Here is a 17,243-nt window from a genome sequence, read left to right as displayed (position 1 = left end):
GAGAACTGCGTCGCCTCCTGCACCACGTGCAACCACAGAAAGGCCGACAAATACCTGGAGGAGCTGGGGTGGACACTGCGCGTCAGCCCCGCGGTGCCACGAGGCGCCCACTGGCGGCTCATCGGCGCCTCGCTCGTCGGCGACCCGCAATGGGCGCCCTACCTCGAGGCGGCGGCCTGAAACGGCGTTGAGCGGGCGGCCACCTGCCTGACACCATGAGCAGGCATGTGGACCTTCACCTCGTCCTTCGATGAGTACGCCGCGGTCGCCGAGCCGTTCCTGCTCGGCGACCCGGTGCGCAACACCGTGGCACTGACCGTCCTCGCCAACCTGCGGGCCGGCATGCCCACGAAAGACCCCGTGTTCGGGTGGTGGACGGTGGACGGCCAGGTCCGCGGGGCCATGTTCTGGACGCCGCCGCACCCCGTCGGGCTCTTCGCCGTGCCCGTCGAGGCCGTCGCACCCCTGGTGGAGGCGCTCGACGGCAGGCTGCCCGCCTGCGTGGGCCCGCTGGAGGTCACCGGCGCCGCCACCCGGCTGCTCGGCCCGCCGTCGCGCGTCGTGTCCGAACGGCTCTACCGGCTCGGCATCCTCACCGTCCCCGACGTGCCCGGCTCCGGCCGGCTCGCGGCGCCGGGCGACCTGCCGCTGCTGGTGAGCTGGTACCAGGCGTTCGGCGAGGAGACGGGCATGGGCGAGGGCGACGTCGTCGACCGGGTGGCGCGGCGGCTGGCGGCGCGCGAGCTGTTCCTGTGGGAGGCCGAGCAGGCGCCCGCCTCGCTGGCCGCGCTCTCCCCGGAGGCCGGCGGGGTCTGCCGCATCGGCCCCGTCTACACGCCGCCGTCGCGCCGCCGGCGCGGCTACGGCGCCGCCGTCACCGCGCACGCCAGCCGGGTGGCGCTGGCGGAGCGCTGCGAGCAGGTCGTGCTCTTCACCGACCTGGCCAATCCGACCAGCAACGCCATTTACCAGTCGATCGGCTACGAGCCCGTCTCCGACTACGCCCACCTCACCTACGACTGACCACCCCCTTCCGCACGCGAGGGCCACCTCGCCGGGAGGCCCTCCTTCCCTCCGAAGGACCTGTACCGAAGTGCGGCGGGAGGGGCGAGCGCACCTCGACCCCACGACGGGCGCGGCTAAAATGGCGCCATGCCGCGTTACGACTTCCGGTGCCGCGCCTGCGGCTCCACCTTCGAGGTGTCCCGCCCCATGTCGTCCTCCGACGCCCCGGCCACCTGCCCGGAAGGCCACGACGACACGGTCAAGCTGCTGTCCACGGTCGCCATGACGGGCGGCGCCGCCGCGCCCAAGGCGGCAGGCGGGTGCTGCGGCGGCGGCTGCTGCTCCTAGACCCCTCTGCGGAGCAGCGCCCTGACCGCGAGCCGGGCCATCCGCTCCACGGTCGCGACCCCGTCCTCCATGGTGGGGCTGCGCTCCGACAGCACGGCGATCAGCAGCTCGTGGCCGCGGACCACGAGCCGCCCCACGCTGTTGACCGTCCACAGCCCGTCGTGTAGCTCGGCGGGCAGCCAGCCGTTCTTCAGCGCCACCTCGCCCCGGGGAGCGGCGGCGCTGACGCCCCACGCCTGCTCCGGGCGTACCGACGACATGAGGCGCAGCGCGTAGCGGCGGCTGCGGGCGGGCAGCGGCCCGCCGGGGCCGGTGAGCCGCTCCAGCACCTTCACCTGGTCGGAGGGGCTGCTGTGGGTGTAGCCCCACGACTGCCCGGCACCGGGCCGCGTGTGGCGCACGCCGGTCCGGCGCAGTGCCCGGCCCAGGCCGTCCCGGCCGCCGATCGTCAGGTAGAGCTCGTGCGCGCAGTCGTTGTCGCTGTTCCTGATCATGCGTGAGATGAGCCCGCGTTCGTACCCGCTCAGCCGCCGGCCGTGCGCGCCGAGCAGGAACGCCAGCAGGATGTCCACCTTCGCCACGCTGGCCAGCAGGAACGGGGCGTGCTCGCCGAAGGCGTAGCGGGCGCCGGTGGTGCGGTCGTGGACGGCCAGCGCCGCCCGCCCGGGACGTTCGCGCAGGTAGCGCCGCAGCGCGCGATCGAGGGCGCGCCGCTCGCCGGCCGGCAGCGCGCTCCTGGTCACGACGGCCGGCATCCGCATGGCGGGCGGAGCCGGGCGCGGCGCCCCGCCGGAGGGCGCCGCGCCGCCGGACGCGACGAGCAGCAGGACGGCGAAGAGCGAGAACTCCCGTACACGCATGTGCGGGAGCCTGCCAGCCGCCGCGCCAACGCCCGGAAGCCCGGCGGTCAAGCTGCAGCCAGTTTTGGGCTCTAGGCGGTCAGCCTGCGCTGGCCGGCTCCGGCGGCGGGAACGGCCCGCCGCTTGCGCCGCTGGAACGGCAGGAACCGGTCGGCCAGGTGCGGCCGGGACGGGGTGAGGGTGGGCTCGACCGCGATGATCCGGTCGAACCTGAACGCCCTGATCGCCCTGCGCAGCTTGCACACGCCGACCAGGTACCAGTATTCGCGGTGCACCAGGCACGTCACCGGCTCGACGTCGCGCGAGGTGACCAGGCCCGAGGCGTCTCGGTAGTGCAGGCGGATCATGAGGCGGCTGGTGATGGCGTCGGCCATGAGCCGGGCGCGGGAGGCGACGTCGACGGGCAGCGGCTCGGTGAGGGTCGTGAGCGTGGTGGCGATGACGTCGTCGTCGAGGTCGAGGTGCTCGAATGCGTGCTGCAGGCCACGCCGGGCGGTGACGGCCTGGGGCCCCGCTCCGAGGTGGGCGAGGGAGAGGGCGAGTGCGGCGATCTCGGCGGTCGTCAGCGGGCGAGTATCGTGCTTCACGACTGTCGTCATACCCCAACAATACGGATGACGACCGACAATTTTCGAAAGTCTGTCCGGGAAGACAGGTGCCTGTGCGGCAGGCGAGAACCCACCCGCCCGCCGCACAGGGAGCGACTACCGCGAGAGCTGCGACAGGTCGCGCGAGGCGCCCGTCGAGGCGGAGGTCGTCATCGCCGCGTACGCCTGCAGCGCCACGCTCACCGGCCGGTTGCGGTCACGCGGCCGGTAACCGCCCAGGTCGGCCAGCAACCGCTCGCGCCGCGCGGCCAGCTCGGCCTCGGGCACCCGCAGCTCCATCGACCGGTTGGGGATGTCGATGTCGATGATGTCGCCGTCCTCGACCAGCGCGATCGTGCCGCCCTCGGCCGCCTCGGGGGAGGCGTGGCCGATCGACAGCCCGGACGTGCCGCCCGAGAACCGCCCGTCGGTGACCAGCGCGCACACCTTGCCCAGGCCCTTGCCCTTGAGGAAGGACGTCGGGTAGAGCATCTCCTGCATGCCGGGGCCGCCCTTGGGGCCCTCGTAGCGGATGACGACCACGTCGCCGGCCTTGACCTTGCCGCCGAGGATGCCCTCGACCGCCTGCTCCTGCGACTCGAACACCACGGCCGGGCCGCTGAACGTCCAGATCGACTCGTCCACGCCGGCCGTCTTCACGACCGCGCCGTCACGCGAGATGTTGCCGTAGAGCACGGCCAGGCCGCCGTCGGCGGTGTAGGCGTGCTCGCGGTCGCGGATGCAGCCGTTCGCGCGGTCGAGGTCGAGGTCGTCCCAGCGGTTGTCCTGCGAGTACGCCTTGACCGTGCGCACGTTGCCGGGCGCGGCGTGCCACAGCTCCACGGCCTCCGGCCGGACCGTCGGCGACATGGCGTCCCACTGGGCCAGCAGGTCGCCCAGCGTGCCGCCGTTGACCGTGCTGACGTCGCGGTGCAGCAGGCCGGCGCGGTCGAGCTCGCCCAGGATGGCGGGGATGCCGCCGGCGCGGTGGACGTCCTCGATGTGGTACTTGGCCGTCGCGGGGGCCACCTTGCACAGGCACGGCACCCGCAGCGAGATCTCGTTGATCTCCTTGAGCCCGAAGTCGACCTGCGCCTCGCGGGCGGCGGCCAGGATGTGCAGGATCGTGTTGGTGGAGCCGCCCATCGCGACGTCGAGCGTCATCGCGTTCTCGAACGCCTCGCGGGTGGCGATCGAGCGCGGCAGCACCGACTCGTCGCCGTCCTCGTAGTAGCGGCGGGTGATCTCGACGAGCTGGCGGCCGGCGTCCTCGAACAGCTGCTTGCGGGCCTTGTGCGTGGCCAGGATCGTGCCGTTGCCGGGCAGCGCCAGGCCGATGGCCTCGGCCAGGCAGTTCATCGAGTTGGCGGTGAACATGCCCGAGCAGGAGCCGCAGGTGGGGCAGGCGTTCTCCTCCATCTCCAGCAGCTCGGCGTCGGAGACGGAGTCGTCGGCGGAGGCGATCATCGGGTCGATCAGGTCGAGCTTCTTGCCCGGCGTCTTGCCGGCCTCCATGGGGCCGCCGGAGACGAAGATCGTCGGGATGTTCAGCCGGAACGCGGCCAGCAGCATGCCCGGCGTGATCTTGTCGCAGTTGGACACGCAGATCAGCGCGTCGGCGCAGTGGGCGTTGACCATGTACTCGACGGCGTCGGCGATCAGCTCGCGCGACGGCAGCGAGTAGAGCATGCCGCCGTGGCCCATCGCGATGCCGTCGTCGACCGCGATCGTGTTGAACTCGCGGGGGATGGCCCCCGCCTCCCTGATCGCCGCCGACACCACGTCGCCGACCTCGCGCAGATGCACGTGCCCGGGGACGAACTGGGTGAAGCTGTTGGCCACCGCGATGATGGGCTTGCCGAAGTCGCTCCCGGCTACGCCGGTCGCCCGGAGCAGGGCCCGGGCACCGGCCATGTTCCTGCCGTGGGTGACTGTACGTGACCTGAGGGCGGGCATTGGGCATCTCCCATCGTTGGCGAGTCTTCACATGTTACGGCCACCGCCCGGTAAATGAGACGTCTGTCCACGCATCGGACGGTTGGTTACCGGATCGTGGCGGAATCGCGGCCGATGACGCCCGGACTCGTGTTACAGAGATCAGATGAGTCACGGGGCAGCCATGCTGGACGACCCCGCAAGGGTCGGCAACTTCATTCATACGATAGACCGCTTATGCCGTAGACCTGCCAAGGGTGAGGGCGTACAGGACTCGCCGCACGTCGCCAGGCGGCCGCTGCTGACCGGGTGGCGGGAGGGGGCCGAGGCCAGGCAGCACACGGATCGCAGGGGGATCCCGCTGGTCCGGCTCAGCGAGGCCGGCGACTGGCCGCAGGTGCTGGCCCCCGGCGGCGGTGCCGTTACGGGCGGGGCCGCCGGGAGCGGGCCCACCAGGGGCGGGGCCGCCCGGGTTGGGGCCGTCACGCATGTCATCTCGCCCGACATCCCGCGCGCCCACCCCGACATCCAGCCCGGCGAGCCGGTGCCGAAGATCCTCGCCCGCATCGTGGCCGAGCTGCGCAGCAACCGGCTCCGCTTCCCGCGCTACCGGCTGGCCGCGCTGCTGGTCGAGCAGCTCGCCGAGACCCACGGCAGGGAGGAGCACGCCCGCCGCATCCTGCGCGAGGCCGACCGCAACTGGGGTTGGGGCGTGGACACGGCCGGCACCGGCGCCGAGCACGTGCCGTTCCCGCTCAACCTGCTGCTGCGGCTGGTGCCCGGCTTCCTGCACGACCTGCGGCTCAGCGGGCGCGTGCCGGGCCTCGGCGGCCGGTTCCGCTGGCTGCGGCGGGCCCTGTCGCAGGACGACCGCCGCGCGCCCGGCGTGCCCGCCCTGCTGGCCGGCCTCGACCCGGCCGACGAGGAACGGGCCGCGCGGCTGCTGCTGCGCGCGTTCATGGACGACCTCACCCGGCAGTACCGGCGCTCGCCCGCCCACGTCCGCGGCGCCTCCCACGTCTTCTACCCGCTCCTGCTGCTCAACGAGCACGGCGGCGAGCTGGTCGAGCTGATGACCGAACGGCGGGCGGACCTCGACCGGTTCGACCCCGTCGTCGTGGTCTCCTACACGCCGGACGCCGTCGAGGTCGCCGACGACGAGGAGCCCCTGTGGACGCTCATCCGCTGGCGCAGGGAGCTCGTCACCGCCGACGACGCCGCCACCTGGCACCAGGTGCTGCGCACGCCGCTGGCCATCAGCGCGCCGCCGCTCCCGCCCGACCTGACCCGCTACGACGTCGCCGACCGCACCTGGGTGCCGCCCGCCCGCGTGGCGCCGTGGTGGTCGTCCTGGATCGCCATCACGCTGTTCTGGATGGCCCTGGCGGGCGCCGCCGGCGCGTACGCGGGCCAGACCGCCGCCTGGCACCGCAGCGCCTGCGCCACCGGCCTGTGGACGCCATGGACGGAGAGCGGCAGACAGCTCGCCGGCACCGAGTGCGTGGGCGTGGCCGAGCCCGACTACCTGTTCGCCCCCGGCAACGCCGAGATGCGGCAGGTGCAGACGGTGCTCCAGCAGGAGAACGAGCAGGCCGCGCGCCTGCACGAGGGCAGCGACCGGCCATACGTGACGATCGTCTACCTCGCCGCGCTGACCTCCTCCGACAACGACACGCTCGCCGCCGCCCGCGAGGGCCTGGCGGGCGTGGCCATCGCCCAGAAGCGGCAGAACCGCGCCGCCGGCCCCAGCGAGCCGCTCGTCCGCATCCTGCTCGCCAACGCCGGCGGGCGCATGCAGCACGGCGCCGGCATCGCCCGGCTGCTGCGGCGCTACCAGGACGGCGAGGCGCCCATCGTCGGCGTCGTCGGCCTCGACCAGAGCCGCCAGGAGACCGTCGCCGCCATCCAGGAGCTGGGCAAGGCCGGGCTGCCCATGGTGGCCTCCACGCTGTCGGCCGACCGGCTGGTCGGCGAGTCGCCGTTCTACTTCCAGGTGGCGCCGCAGAACTCCCGGCAGGCGTGGATGGCCGCCGCCTTCGCCGACTCGCTGGCCGGCAAGGGCCGGGTGACCCGCCGGGCCCGCGTCTACTACTCCCACGACGAGACCGACTACTACGCCTCCAACCTCAAGTCCCGCGTCGTCGCCCGCCTCAAGGAGCGCCGCTTCGCCGTCGAGGCGTACCGCTTCACGCCCATCGGCGCCGCCAAGCCGGGCGCCGCCGACCGCAGCGAGGACCCGTACGCGGGCGATCCGCGCGACGCCGGCGTCTCGGCCTGCGGCTTCGGCGGGCTCGTGTACTTCGCCGGCCGCGGCATCCCCGACTTCGCCGAGTTCGTGAAGGGGGTGGCCGACAAGTGCGCCTCCGCGCCGCCCGTCATCCTCGGCGGCGACGACGTCACCCGGTACGTCGCGGACGTCCGCGTCCGGTCGGCCGTCGGCGGCATCGGGTACTACTACGAGTCGTTCGCCGCGGCGCCCAGCAAGTGCGGCCAGCCGCAGCGGCACGACTTCTACGCCGAGCTGTTCGCCACGTTCCCCTTCGAGTGCCAGGAGCCCGGCCCCGGCCGCACCCTCGACGGGCACGCCGCGCTGTCGTACGACGCCACCGAAACCATGATCACGGCGATCCGCCGGCTCGGCGGCCTGCGCCACCGCGTGCCGGTGAACTCCTACACCGTCTGGCGCCAGCTCGGCACCCTCTACACGCCCGACACCAGCGGCCACGCCATCGAGGGCGCCACCGGCGCGCTCGACTTCGGCACCGGCTCGCCCCGGCAGTATCCGGTGGACAAGGCCGTGCTGATCCTGCGCGCCAAGGGCGCCGAACGCCCCACCCACGTCGGGGCCTGCGGCAACATCACCGGCGCCACCGAGGAGGAGCTCTTCCCCTGGTGCGACTCCATCCCGGAGCCCTACCGCTAGACCCCTGGGAAATGAGCCGGCCGCCCGCCTCGACGCCTTCGGTACGAGGCCGGCGGCCCGCGGGCCCACCGCACGGACGACGATGGCAGGGGAAGGGAAGGAGCGGCCACCGCGGTCAGGGACGGGGACCCCGTCAGTGAACGGGAACCAGAGGGTCAGTCTTCGCCGTAACGCGCGGGCAGCACCTGCGCCGCGATGTCGTAGATGCGGTCGATCTCGGCCGTCGTCAGCGCCCGCTCCCGCTTGGTGATCCACTTGCGGGCCCGATCGCCCTGGTAGACGTCCACGCCGCGGATGTTCATCACCTTCCACGGCACCGGCGGGCCGTAGATCGCCAGCGACGGCACCACCGCGATCTCGCGGCCGAACGACTTGCTGATCAGCTCGCTCGCCTGCGACGCCTCCCACTTCGCCTCGGTGAGGCGGGGCTTCATGTCGAACGGGCCGTGGAACAGCTTCTTGCCCATCTGCACCCGGACAGGCAGCCGGCGGTCCCACTTCTCGGAGTCGACCGCGTACACGCCCGTCGGGCCCACCACGAGGTGGTCGATCTGGGCCTCGCTGCCCGGGATCGCCCTGGCGTGCAGCGTGCGGTAGCCGCTGCGCTCAAGCCTGCGCAGCTGCGCCTCGGTGCGCCGCTCCGCCACCGACGTCCGGCGCCACGCGGGCACGGACGAGTTGGAGCGCGCGCGATAGACCGCCTCGAGCACGGCCGCGATCACACCCGCGGTCACGCCCACCCGCCAGTCCTGTACGAGGAAGCCCACCGCCAGCCCGGCGACCACCGCCACGATCGCACGATTGCGCAACCGGCGGAAACGGGGCTCTTGCAGCAGGCTACGCACGGACGCGCGCTCGACCGGCGCGTACGTGGAGGTGGGCGCCGAAGGCTTCGCGGCGGCGGTCTGCTCACTTTCTGGTCGGTCGCTCACCCAGATCGGTGACGCGTTGTGACCGTCTTCTCGCTGGTTGTCGGAGTCCACGTAACTCACCGTAGCCCGGGGATTCGATCGATTCCTAGTGTTGCCGCGTCCATAGTTTTATGGCCCAGCTCATCGTGTTCCACGCCTGTTTTCGGGGTATGTCTAATGTTCTTCTCTAGAGATGCCCGCTCGTAAAAGATCTTAACCCGGTCACGGCACGACACCCACGACGGGTCTGGCCGAGGCCGCTGACGAGGTTTACGGTCTTGTTGTGAAAAGCGCGGCGGAGATTCTGCTCTTTCTCATCGGTGTGTCCATGGGCCTGTTCGTGCTGATCACCCTGCTCGTCATGATGCCGGGGCGCGGGGCGCGACGGCGCATCGACGCGGGCCCCGTGTGGCTGGGCGGGCCCTCCAGGAGCGAGCGCGGGGTGAGCACGTCCGGCCTCGTCCTGGCCGACAGAGTGGCGCACTGGGCCGAGGTGCCCGAGCACGACTGGGTCGCCGCGGCCGAGACGGCCGAGCCGGGCCGGCACGTCGGCGGCGCCTCGGCGGGATGGTGAGGTGGCCATGAGTCGGCGGATGGTGAGGTGGCCATGAAAGGACTGACCACCGCCCAGGGAGACGACGTCCGCAAGGCCCTGCACACCGCCGAGCGGCGCACCGGCCTGCGGTTCGGCGTCTTCCTCGGCGATCCCGTGGGCGGGCGCCGGCACTTCGCCGAACGCCTGCACGCCGCCCTCGGCGAGGAGGCCGACGACGCCGTCGTGGTGTTCGTGGACCCGCGCGGGCGGGCGCTGGAGATCGTGACGGGCGAGAACGCGCGCAGACGGCTGAGCGACAGCGCGTGCCGGCTGACGGCCATGTCGATGGCCACCGCCTTCAGCGTGGGCGACCTCATCGGCGGCCTCCTGTACGGCATCGGCGCCCTCGCCGAACAGGCCACCGCCCGCCGCTGACCCCACCCCCGACGCCCGCCACCGGCCCACGCGCGCCGCAACGGGCCCACCGGGCGCGTGCCCCTGGCGCGTTGTGACGCGACGGCCCTCGGACCGCGTGCGAGGAGGCGCCCGCGCGGGGCCGCTCCCACCACCATGCGCTCGGCCAGGCCCGCCGGCGACGTGCCCCTGCGCGCTGCGATGCGCCGCCCTCAGCCCCCCGTGTGACGGGGCGCGCTCCTCCCGGAGGCTCGGGCTCAGGGCCGGCGTTCGAGCAAGGTGACGATGTGCTCGCTGACCCCGGTCAGGAGGGTCGAAGGCTCGATGGGCGTGTCGGCGATGGCTGAGAAGAGGGAGGGCAGGCCGGGCAGCGGGAAGCCGTCGTCCTTCAGCGCCGACGTGCCGATCGGGTTCTTGTCGAGGACGGCGCGGCTGCGTTCCCAGGCGTCGAGCACCTCCTCGGGCGACGGCACCCCGAACCCGTGCCCCACCGGCGCCGCGTGGCGCAGCCGTACGAGGGGGGTCTCGGCGAAGGCCAGCGCCGTGCGGGCCCGCGACTGGAGGTCGGCGCGCGGCTCGGGCGCGATCCAGTCCATGGCCGTGCAGGGGTTGCGGCAGGTGGCGACGCAGACGCCCAGGGCGCCGGCCACCTGGCTGTGCTGGCGGTCGAAGTAGGCGCGCCAGCCCTCGGCGGGCTCGGCGGAGACGCGGAGGGTCCGGTTGGTGGCGGACTGCTCGGACTTGGTGTGGTCGCACTCCCGGTCGCCGATGACGCCGAACCTGCTGCCGGCCGCGCTCAGCCCCGCCGGCCACCGCGCCGGGTCGCCGGCGTGCCCGAGCTGCGGCTCGAAGGCCAGCAGCGGCAGGTACTCGCTGGCGATGTGCACGGCGGCGATCATGGGGCTCAGCTCGCGCCGGTGCCACCGTACGGCGATGACCTCCAGCAGCAGCCCGTACGCGGGACGCAGCGACTCCAGCGCTCCCCGTGGCTGCTCGCGCGGGGTCTGCGGCATGTGGCAGGCCCTGGCGCGCCGCCGCAGGTCGGCGGGCACCACCCGGGCCTCTGCGGCGAAGTCCTCGGCGTCGAGCGAGAGCAGCCGGTGGCCGAACTCGCACACCTCCGCGATCTCCGGGTCGGGCGCGAGCGCTCCGAGGTCGGCGAAGGCGTGCCGGCGGGCGAGAGCGACGAGCAGGTCACGAGTCGAGTCCACGCGATGACTTTCTCACGATCAGCGAGCGATTACGGACATGGCACCCATGGGTGTCGCCCCCGGACGCACCGCACAAGGGCGTGCCTGGACCGGGTGGTCGCGGGCGAGGGTGGCCGTCATGGGCAGGGGGCGCGGATGCACTGGATGTCGCCCGGCTCGCTGCTGATCGTGGGCTCGGACGTCGGCTCCTCGGGGCCCGGCCCCGGTGACGTCGGCTCTTCCGTGGGCGGCTCGGGCTCGGACGTGGTGGGCGTGGCGGACGGGCTCTCGGCGGGGGACGACGGGCTGGAGGTGGGCGCCGTCGGGCTGGGGGAGGCGGGCGGCTGCGTCGCCTGCGTCGGCCGCGAGGTGGGCTCGCGCTTCGGCGGCTGCGTGGTGTGCCTCCTGCCGCCGGTGGTGGACGGTGTGGTCGGGACGACGTCCGCCGGGACGTTCACGCTGATCGGGGGAGCGGGCGTCTCCTCGCGGGCCGCCGGCTGGACCGGCTGCAGCCAGACGAACCCGGCCACGGCCGCCGACACGAGCACCGCGGCCGAGATGGTGACCGCCGCGCGCACCGTGCGCCGCCGCCGCCCGGACGGAGCGGGGCCGAGCGTGCTGCCAGGCGTGGTGCCGGGGATCGTGGTGCCGCTCGTGGTGGCCGCCGTGCCGGAGGAGGCCCCATGGGAGCCGGGCGTTGCGGCAGTGGAGGCGCCGGCGATCTGGTGCGGGCCGCTCGCTGAGGGCGGGCCGGGCGTACCGGAGCCGCCGGGAGAGCCGGATCGCCCGGCCAGGTCGCCGGGAGCGGCAGGCGCGCCGGCCTCGCCGAGAGAGACGGGCGCGTCGGGGGCGGCGAGTGCCGCGCGGGCGGCCTCCGCCATCTGCGGCGCCGTCAGCCACCGGCCCTCGGGCGCCTTCTCCAGCGCCCGCTCCACCACCTGCCGCACCCCGAGGGGCACGTCGTCGGGCAGCGGCGGGACGGGCGCGTTGAGGTGCTTGAAGATGATCTGGATGGGGGTGTCGCCCTGGAACGGCAGGTGCCCGGCGAGGCATTCGTAGGCGACGACGCCGAGCGCGTAGACGTCGACGGCGGGCGTGACGTCGTTGGAGGTGGCCATCTCGGGCGCGCAGTAGCCGGCCGAGCAGAGCATCGTGCCGGTGGCGGTGAGCTGGCCGGCGGAGGCGGAGTGGGCGATGCCGAAGTCGGTGAGCACCACGCCGCCGCCGGGCCTGACCATGAGGTTGGCGGGTTTGACGTCGCGGTGCACGATGCCCTGGGCGTGCGCGGCGGCCAGCGCGTCGGCGACCTCGGCGACCAGCCGCATGGTGGCGGTGACACCGAGCGGGCCGCGCCGCAGCACCCGGTCGAGGGATTCGCCCTGGATGTGCTCCATGACGAGGAAGCTGACGCGGCGCCCGCCGACGTCGCTGACGCCGTAGTCGTAGACGTCGACCACACCGGGATGGGTGAGGGTGGCCATGGCCCTGGCTTCGTTCTGGAAGCGCTGGGTGAAGGTGGGGTCTTCGCTGAGTGCGGGCATGAGCACCTTGACCGCCACCGTACGCCCGAGGACGGTGTCGTCGGCACGCCACACCTCGCCCATGCCCCCGCCACCGATGCGGGCGCCGAGCACGTAGCGGTCGTTGAGGGCGGACCCCGGGCCTAGCACGTTTCGAGGCTAACACCACGCCCTGGATGCCCACGTCAAGTCGGTGCGGTCGGCCCCCGCCGATGAGGCGGGGGCCGGCCGGACGGGTCACGCGGAGGCGGCGTCCTTCTCCCTGTTGCGCAGGGCGCGGCGGACGCCGTCGGCGCCTTCGAGGACGAGCCTGCGCAGCGCCTGAGGCGGCTGCGCGGTGGCCAGGAAGTCGTGCGCCGCCTGCACGGTGGGGGGCTCGATGAGCAGCGACGGGAAGCATCCGACGGCGAACGTGGACGCCTGGTCGAACGTCCACTCCTGGTAGATGCGCCCGACCTCGGCGAAGTACTTGTCCCGGTAGGGGGCGAGCAGCTCGGGGTGGTGCGGGTCCTGGAAGCCGCCGATCGTGGCGCGGGCGATGTGGTTGGCCAGCTCGCCGCCGACGATCTGCGCCCAGGCGGTCTCCTTGGCCGCGGCCGTCGGGATCGAGGCCCGGCACTCGGCGGCCGAGCGCTCACCCTTCGCCGTAGGGTCCCGCTCCAGCTCGGCCTGGATGTCGGCCTCGCCGAGGCGGCCGCCGGAGACGAGCGCGCGCACGAGCGTCCAGCGCAGGTCGGCGTCGACCGTCACGCCGTCGGGCACGGACGTGCCGTCGAGGATGCCCTCCAGCAGCGCCAGCTCCTCCTCGGAGGTGGCCGCGGCCGCGTACGCCTGGAGGAAGGACAGCTGCTGGTCGGAGCCGGGCGCGGCGGAGCCGAGCAGCGCGCGCAGCTCCGTGGCCAGCAGGGACAGGCCCTCGGCCCGCCAGGCGGGGTCGGCGTACTGCTGGACGGCCAGGCGCGCCTGCCGCAGCACGGCCTGGAGGACCGTGATGTCGGTGATGGTGGCGGCGCCGGAGACGACGAGCTTGACGTAGTCGCGGGTGGACATCTCGCCGTCGCGGGTCATGTCCCAGGCCGCGGCCCAGCACAGGGCGCGCGGCAGGGACTCGGTGAACGCGGTGATGCCGCCGTCGACCAGCGTCCGCAGCGAGCGGGCGTCGAGGCGGATCTTGGCGTACGTCAGGTCGTCGTCGTTGAGCAGCACCAGGTCGGGCTGCTCCTCGCCGATGAGCTGGGTGACGCTCGTGCGCGCGCCGACGACGTCGAGCTCGACCCGCTTGGTACGGGTCAGCTCGCCGCCGGCCATCGAGTAGAGGCCGATCGCGATCCGGTGGGAGCGCAGCGTGGGGTGCTCGACCGGCGCCTCCTGGACGACGTCGAAGCTGGTGAACCGGCCCCCCGACACCTCGAACTCGGGCCGCAGCGTGTTGACCCAGGAGGTCTCCAGCCACTCCTTCGACCAGGAGGACAGGTCGCGGCCCGAGGTCCGCTCCAGCGCGCCCAGCAGGTCTTCGAGCTCGGTGTTGCCCCAGGCGTGCTCGGCGAAGTAGTCGCGCACGCCGGCCAGGAAGTTGTCGAGGCCGACGTAGGCCACGAGCTGCTTGAGCACCGCGGCGCCCTTGGCGTACGTGATGCCGTCGAAGTTGACCTCGACCGCCTGCATGTCGGGGATGTCGGCGGCGATGGGGTGGGTGGAGGGAAGCTGGTCCTGGCGGTAGGCCCAGGACTTCTCGACGTTCGCGAACGTGGTCCAGGCCTTGGTCCAGCGGGTGGACTCGGCCTGGGCGAGCACGGACATGTAGGTGGCGAACGACTCGTTCAGCCACAGGTCGTCCCACCAGCGCATGGTGACGAGGTCGCCGAACCACATGTGCGCCATCTCGTGCAGGATCGTCTCGGCGCGCCGCTCGACGACGGCGTCGGTGACGCGGGAGCGGAAGACGTAGTCCTCCAGGAACGTCACGCAGCCGGCGTTCTCCATCGCGCCGGCGTTGAACTCGGGCACGAAGAGCTGGTCGTACTTGCCGAACGGGTAGCGCACGCCGAACACGCGGTGGAAGAAGTCGAAGCCCTGGCGGGTGACCTCGAGGATGTTGTCGGCGTCGAGGTGCTCGGCCAGCGAGGAGCGGCAGTAGATGCCGAGCGGGATGCCGTCGTGCTCGGATGTCACCTTGTGGTAATGACCTGCTACCAGCGCGGTGATGTAAGTGGAGATGACCGGGGTGGGTGCGAACTGCCAGCGCTTGGCCGCCTGCACGGTGCCGTGCTTGCCGGCCTGCTCGGGCAGGTCCTCCACGCCGGTGGGGGCGGAGTTGGAGACGACCTCCCAGTTGGCCGGGGCCAGCACGGTGAGCTGGAAGGTGGCCTTGAGGTCGGGCTGGTCGAAGCACGCGTACATGCGGTGCGCGTCGGCGGTCTCGAACTGGCTGTGCAGGTAGACCTTCTGGTCCACGGGGTCGACGAAGCGGTGCAGGCCCTCGCCGGTGCGCATGTAGGTGCAGTCGGCGTCGACGACGAGCTCGTTGGACGCGGCGAGCGAGGGGAGCGGGAAGCGTCCCTTGTCGGCGTCGTAGGCGGACACGTCGAGGTCGGTGCCGTTGAGCGTGACCTTGCGGACGTTGGCTCCGTGCAGGTCGATGAAGGTGGACGCCCCGGGCGTGGTGCTGGTGAAGCGGACCTTGGTGACGCTCTCGAAGCGCTCCTCTCCCTCCGTCAGGTCGAGTGCGACCTCGTACGACTCGACCTTCAACAGCCGGGCGCGTTCACGAGCCTCGTCCCGGGTCAGGTTGCCTGCCAAGTTGCGCTCCTTTTCACCACTTCGTCGGGGTTGTCCGTATCCTGCCATGCCGGGAATAGGACCCGAACCACCTCAGGTTACGGGCAGACATGACTGAGAAGATTCCCGTGGACCTGTGGTTCGACCCCTCGTGTCCGTTCGCGTGGGTGACCTCGCGCTGGCTGCTGGAGGTGGAGAAGGTCCGCCCCATCGAGCCGCGCTGGCGCATGATGTCCCTCTACTTCCTCAACCAGGAGAAGGACGTCCCCGCCGACTACCTCGAGCGCGCCGCCAGGGCCATGGGGTCCATCAGGACGGTCGCCGCGGCCGCCGCCAAGCACGGCGAGCAGGTCATCGGCCCCCTCTACACCGGCCTCGGCACCCGCCTGCACAACCAGGGCATCAAGGACCCCGAGCGCCTGCGCGAGGTCATCGAGGGCGCCCTGGAGGACGCCGGGCTCGAGCCGGGCCTGGCCGACGCCATGCACTCCGACGAGTACGACGACGTCATCCGCGCCTCCCACGACGAGGGCATCGGCCTGGTCGGCCAGGAGGTCGGCACCCCGATCATCCGCGTCGGCGAGAACGCCTTCTTCGGCCCCGTCATCACCAAGATCCTGCGCGGCGAGGACGCGGGCAAGCTGTGGGACGGCGTGCTCATGGTCACCCAGTACGACGACTTCTTCGAGCTGAAGCGCACCCGTACCAAGCGTCCCCAGTTCGACTGATACGCCGGAGTAATAAAGCTGGTGACGGTGGAAAGGGCTTATCCCCGGCTCAGGATGAGCCCTCGCCTTGTGGCCCGGGTCACTGTCAGGATGGGCCTATGCGTCAGCTGTACATCAGCGGCTCCTGGACCGCTTCGGCATCCGACGACTCCATCGACGTCGTCAACCCGGCCACCGAAGAGATCATCGACCGGGTGCCCGCGGGCTCTCCCGACGATGTCGAGGCGGCCGCGGCAGCAGCCAGAAAAGCCTTCCCCGCCTGGTCGGAGACGGCCGCCTCCGAACGCGGCAAACTCCTCGCGCACGCGGCCGACCTGCTGAAACAGCGCTCCGACGAGATAGCCAAGACGATCGCCACCGACATGGGGGCGCCGCTCGGCTTCGCACTCAAGGTGCAGACGCTCATGCCGGCCGGCGTCCTCGCCTCCTACGCCCGGCTCGCCGAGAGCCACCCGCGCGAGTCGCGCGTCGGCAACTCCCTGGTGGTCAAGGAGCCCATCGGCGTCGTCGCCGCGATCACCCCGTGGAACTATCCGCTGCACCAGATCGTCTGCAAGGTCGCCCCCGCGCTGGCCGCCGGGTGCACCGTCGTGCTCAAGCCGAGCGAGGTGGCGCCGCTGGCCGCGTACGCGCTGGCCGAGATCTTCGACGAGGTGGGCCTGCCGCCGGGCGTGTTCAACCTGGTCAGCGGGCGCGGCCCGGTCGTCGGCGAGGCCATGGCGGCCCACCCCGAGATCGACATGGTCTCCTTCACCGGCTCCACCGCCGCCGGCCGCCGGGTGGCCGCGCTGGCCGCCGAGACCGTCAAGCGGGTCGCGCTGGAGCTGGGCGGCAAGTCCGCCAACATCATCCTGCCCGACGCCGACCTGTCCCTGGCCGTCAAGGTCGGGGTGGCCAACTGCTTCGTCAACGCCGGCCAGACCTGCTCGGCGTGGAGCCGCATGATCGTCCAGCGCGACCAGTACGACGAGGCCGTGCACCTGGCCGTCGAGGCCGCGCGCGGCTACCGCGTCGGCGACCCCTTCGACGAGTCCACCAAGATCGGCCCCCTGGTGTCGGCGGCCCAGCGCGACCGCGTGATCCGCTACGTCAACCGGGGGCAGGAGGAGGGCGCCCGGCTGGTGGCGGGCGGCACCGAGCGGCCGCACGAGCGCGGCTACTACGTCGAGCCCACGGTGTTCGCGGCCGTGGAGCCGGGGATGACGATCGAGCAGGAGGAGATCTTCGGGCCGGTGCTCACGCTGATCCCGTACACGACCGAGGACAACGCGGTCGAGATCGCCAACGACACCAAGTACGGCCTGGCCGGCGCCGTCTGGGCGGCCACCGAGGAGCACGCCGTCGCGGTCGCCCGGCGGCTGCGCACCGGCCAGGTGTCGATCAACGGCGGCCGGTTCAACCCGATGGCGCCCTTCGGCGGCTACAAGCAGTCGGGAGTGGGCCGCGAGCTGGGCGAGCACGGCCTGGAGGAATATCTGGAGGTCAAGTCGCTGCAGCTCTGACGCCACC

14 protein-coding genes and 1 pseudogene are annotated in these 17,243 nt (G+C 72.3%); 8 read left to right on the top strand and 7 right to left on the bottom strand.

The window, feature by feature from the left end; all coding sequences use genetic code 11:
* From HCN51_RS56520 to HCN51_RS56510, 3 genes and pseudogenes are all read left to right on the top strand, one after another.
* A pseudogene (locus HCN51_RS56520) lies at positions 1 to 180 on the top strand (HNH endonuclease); the annotation flags it as partial.
* A gap of 45 nt (positions 181 to 225) precedes the next feature.
* A complete protein-coding gene (locus tag HCN51_RS56515; protein WP_168022030.1) occupies positions 226 to 1,023 on the top strand; it encodes a GNAT family N-acetyltransferase in 798 nt (265 codons plus the stop codon).
* A 129-nt stretch (positions 1,024 to 1,152) separates the two neighbouring features.
* Complete coding sequence (locus tag HCN51_RS56510; protein ID WP_080046105.1) at positions 1,153 to 1,353, top strand: FmdB family zinc ribbon protein; 201 nt, start codon at positions 1,153 to 1,155, stop codon at positions 1,351 to 1,353.
* On the opposite strand, the gene HCN51_RS56505 is transcribed toward HCN51_RS56510, so the two are convergent.
* From HCN51_RS56505 to ilvD, 3 genes are all read right to left on the bottom strand, one after another.
* Positions 1,350 to 2,213: a serine hydrolase gene (locus HCN51_RS56505; RefSeq protein WP_168022029.1), complete on the bottom strand. Its 864-nt coding sequence runs from the start codon at positions 2,211 to 2,213 to the stop codon at positions 1,350 to 1,352. The genes HCN51_RS56510 and HCN51_RS56505 overlap by 4 nt on opposite strands.
* Positions 2,214 to 2,284: 71 nt before the next feature.
* Positions 2,285 to 2,812 (bottom strand): WYL domain-containing protein, encoded by a 528-nt coding sequence (locus HCN51_RS56500; protein WP_080046107.1) that lies wholly within the window; start codon positions 2,810 to 2,812, stop codon positions 2,285 to 2,287.
* Between the two features lie 105 nt (positions 2,813 to 2,917).
* Positions 2,918 to 4,756: a dihydroxy-acid dehydratase gene (gene ilvD, locus HCN51_RS56495; protein WP_080046108.1), complete on the bottom strand. Its 1,839-nt coding sequence runs from the start codon at positions 4,754 to 4,756 to the stop codon at positions 2,918 to 2,920.
* 145 nt (positions 4,757 to 4,901) lie between these two features.
* On the opposite strand from ilvD, the gene HCN51_RS56490 reads away from it, so the two are divergent.
* The gene (locus HCN51_RS56490) at positions 4,902 to 7,658 is read left to right on the top strand and encodes a type 1 periplasmic-binding domain-containing protein (RefSeq protein WP_168022028.1); all 2,757 of its coding nucleotides are present in this window, start codon (positions 4,902 to 4,904) and stop codon (positions 7,656 to 7,658) included.
* A gap of 155 nt (positions 7,659 to 7,813) precedes the next feature.
* On the opposite strand, the gene HCN51_RS56485 is transcribed toward HCN51_RS56490, so the two are convergent.
* Positions 7,814 to 8,641 carry an NERD domain-containing protein gene (locus tag HCN51_RS56485; RefSeq protein ID WP_168022027.1) on the bottom strand — a complete coding sequence of 276 codons (828 nt, stop codon included), beginning with the start codon at positions 8,639 to 8,641 and terminating at the stop codon, positions 7,814 to 7,816.
* A 211-nt stretch (positions 8,642 to 8,852) separates the two neighbouring features.
* Between HCN51_RS56485 and HCN51_RS56480 the strand changes: the two genes are divergently transcribed.
* Positions 8,853 to 9,143 carry a hypothetical protein gene (locus HCN51_RS56480; RefSeq protein WP_168022026.1) on the top strand — a complete coding sequence of 97 codons (291 nt, stop codon included), beginning with the start codon at positions 8,853 to 8,855 and terminating at the stop codon, positions 9,141 to 9,143.
* 33 nt (positions 9,144 to 9,176) lie between these two features.
* The gene (locus HCN51_RS56475) at positions 9,177 to 9,539 is read left to right on the top strand and encodes a DUF5130 family protein (protein ID WP_080046112.1); all 363 of its coding nucleotides are present in this window, start codon (positions 9,177 to 9,179) and stop codon (positions 9,537 to 9,539) included.
* Positions 9,540 to 9,775: 236 nt separating this feature from the next.
* On the opposite strand, the gene HCN51_RS56470 is transcribed toward HCN51_RS56475, so the two are convergent.
* From HCN51_RS56470 to pepN, 3 genes are all read right to left on the bottom strand, one after another.
* Positions 9,776 to 10,729, bottom strand: coding sequence for a hypothetical protein (locus HCN51_RS56470; RefSeq protein WP_168022025.1), 954 nt, complete (start codon positions 10,727 to 10,729; stop codon positions 9,776 to 9,778).
* 116 nt (positions 10,730 to 10,845) lie between these two features.
* A complete protein-coding gene (locus HCN51_RS56465) occupies positions 10,846 to 12,378 on the bottom strand; it encodes a protein kinase domain-containing protein (protein WP_168022024.1) in 1,533 nt (510 codons plus the stop codon).
* 87 nt (positions 12,379 to 12,465) lie between these two features.
* Positions 12,466 to 15,027 (bottom strand): aminopeptidase N, encoded by a 2,562-nt coding sequence (gene pepN / locus HCN51_RS56460; protein ID WP_168022023.1) that lies wholly within the window; start codon positions 15,025 to 15,027, stop codon positions 12,466 to 12,468.
* Positions 15,028 to 15,116: 89 nt separating this feature from the next.
* Between pepN and HCN51_RS56455 the strand changes: the two genes are divergently transcribed.
* Positions 15,117 to 15,734 carry a mycothiol-dependent nitroreductase Rv2466c family protein gene (locus HCN51_RS56455; RefSeq protein WP_168022022.1) on the top strand — a complete coding sequence of 206 codons (618 nt, stop codon included), beginning with the start codon at positions 15,117 to 15,119 and terminating at the stop codon, positions 15,732 to 15,734.
* A 98-nt stretch (positions 15,735 to 15,832) separates the two neighbouring features.
* Positions 15,833 to 17,236, top strand: a complete 1,404-nt coding sequence (locus tag HCN51_RS56450; RefSeq protein WP_168022021.1) for an aldehyde dehydrogenase family protein — start codon at positions 15,833 to 15,835, stop codon at positions 17,234 to 17,236.
* Positions 17,237 to 17,243: the final 7 nt, after the last annotated feature.

The sequence above is a fragment of the Nonomuraea composti genome (genome assembly GCF_012034275.1).
Classification (GTDB): domain Bacteria; phylum Actinomycetota; class Actinomycetes; order Streptosporangiales; family Streptosporangiaceae; genus Nonomuraea; species Nonomuraea composti.
The sequence above is the reverse complement of the archived record's forward strand: the minus strand, read 5'-3'. Positions and strand labels throughout refer to the sequence as shown.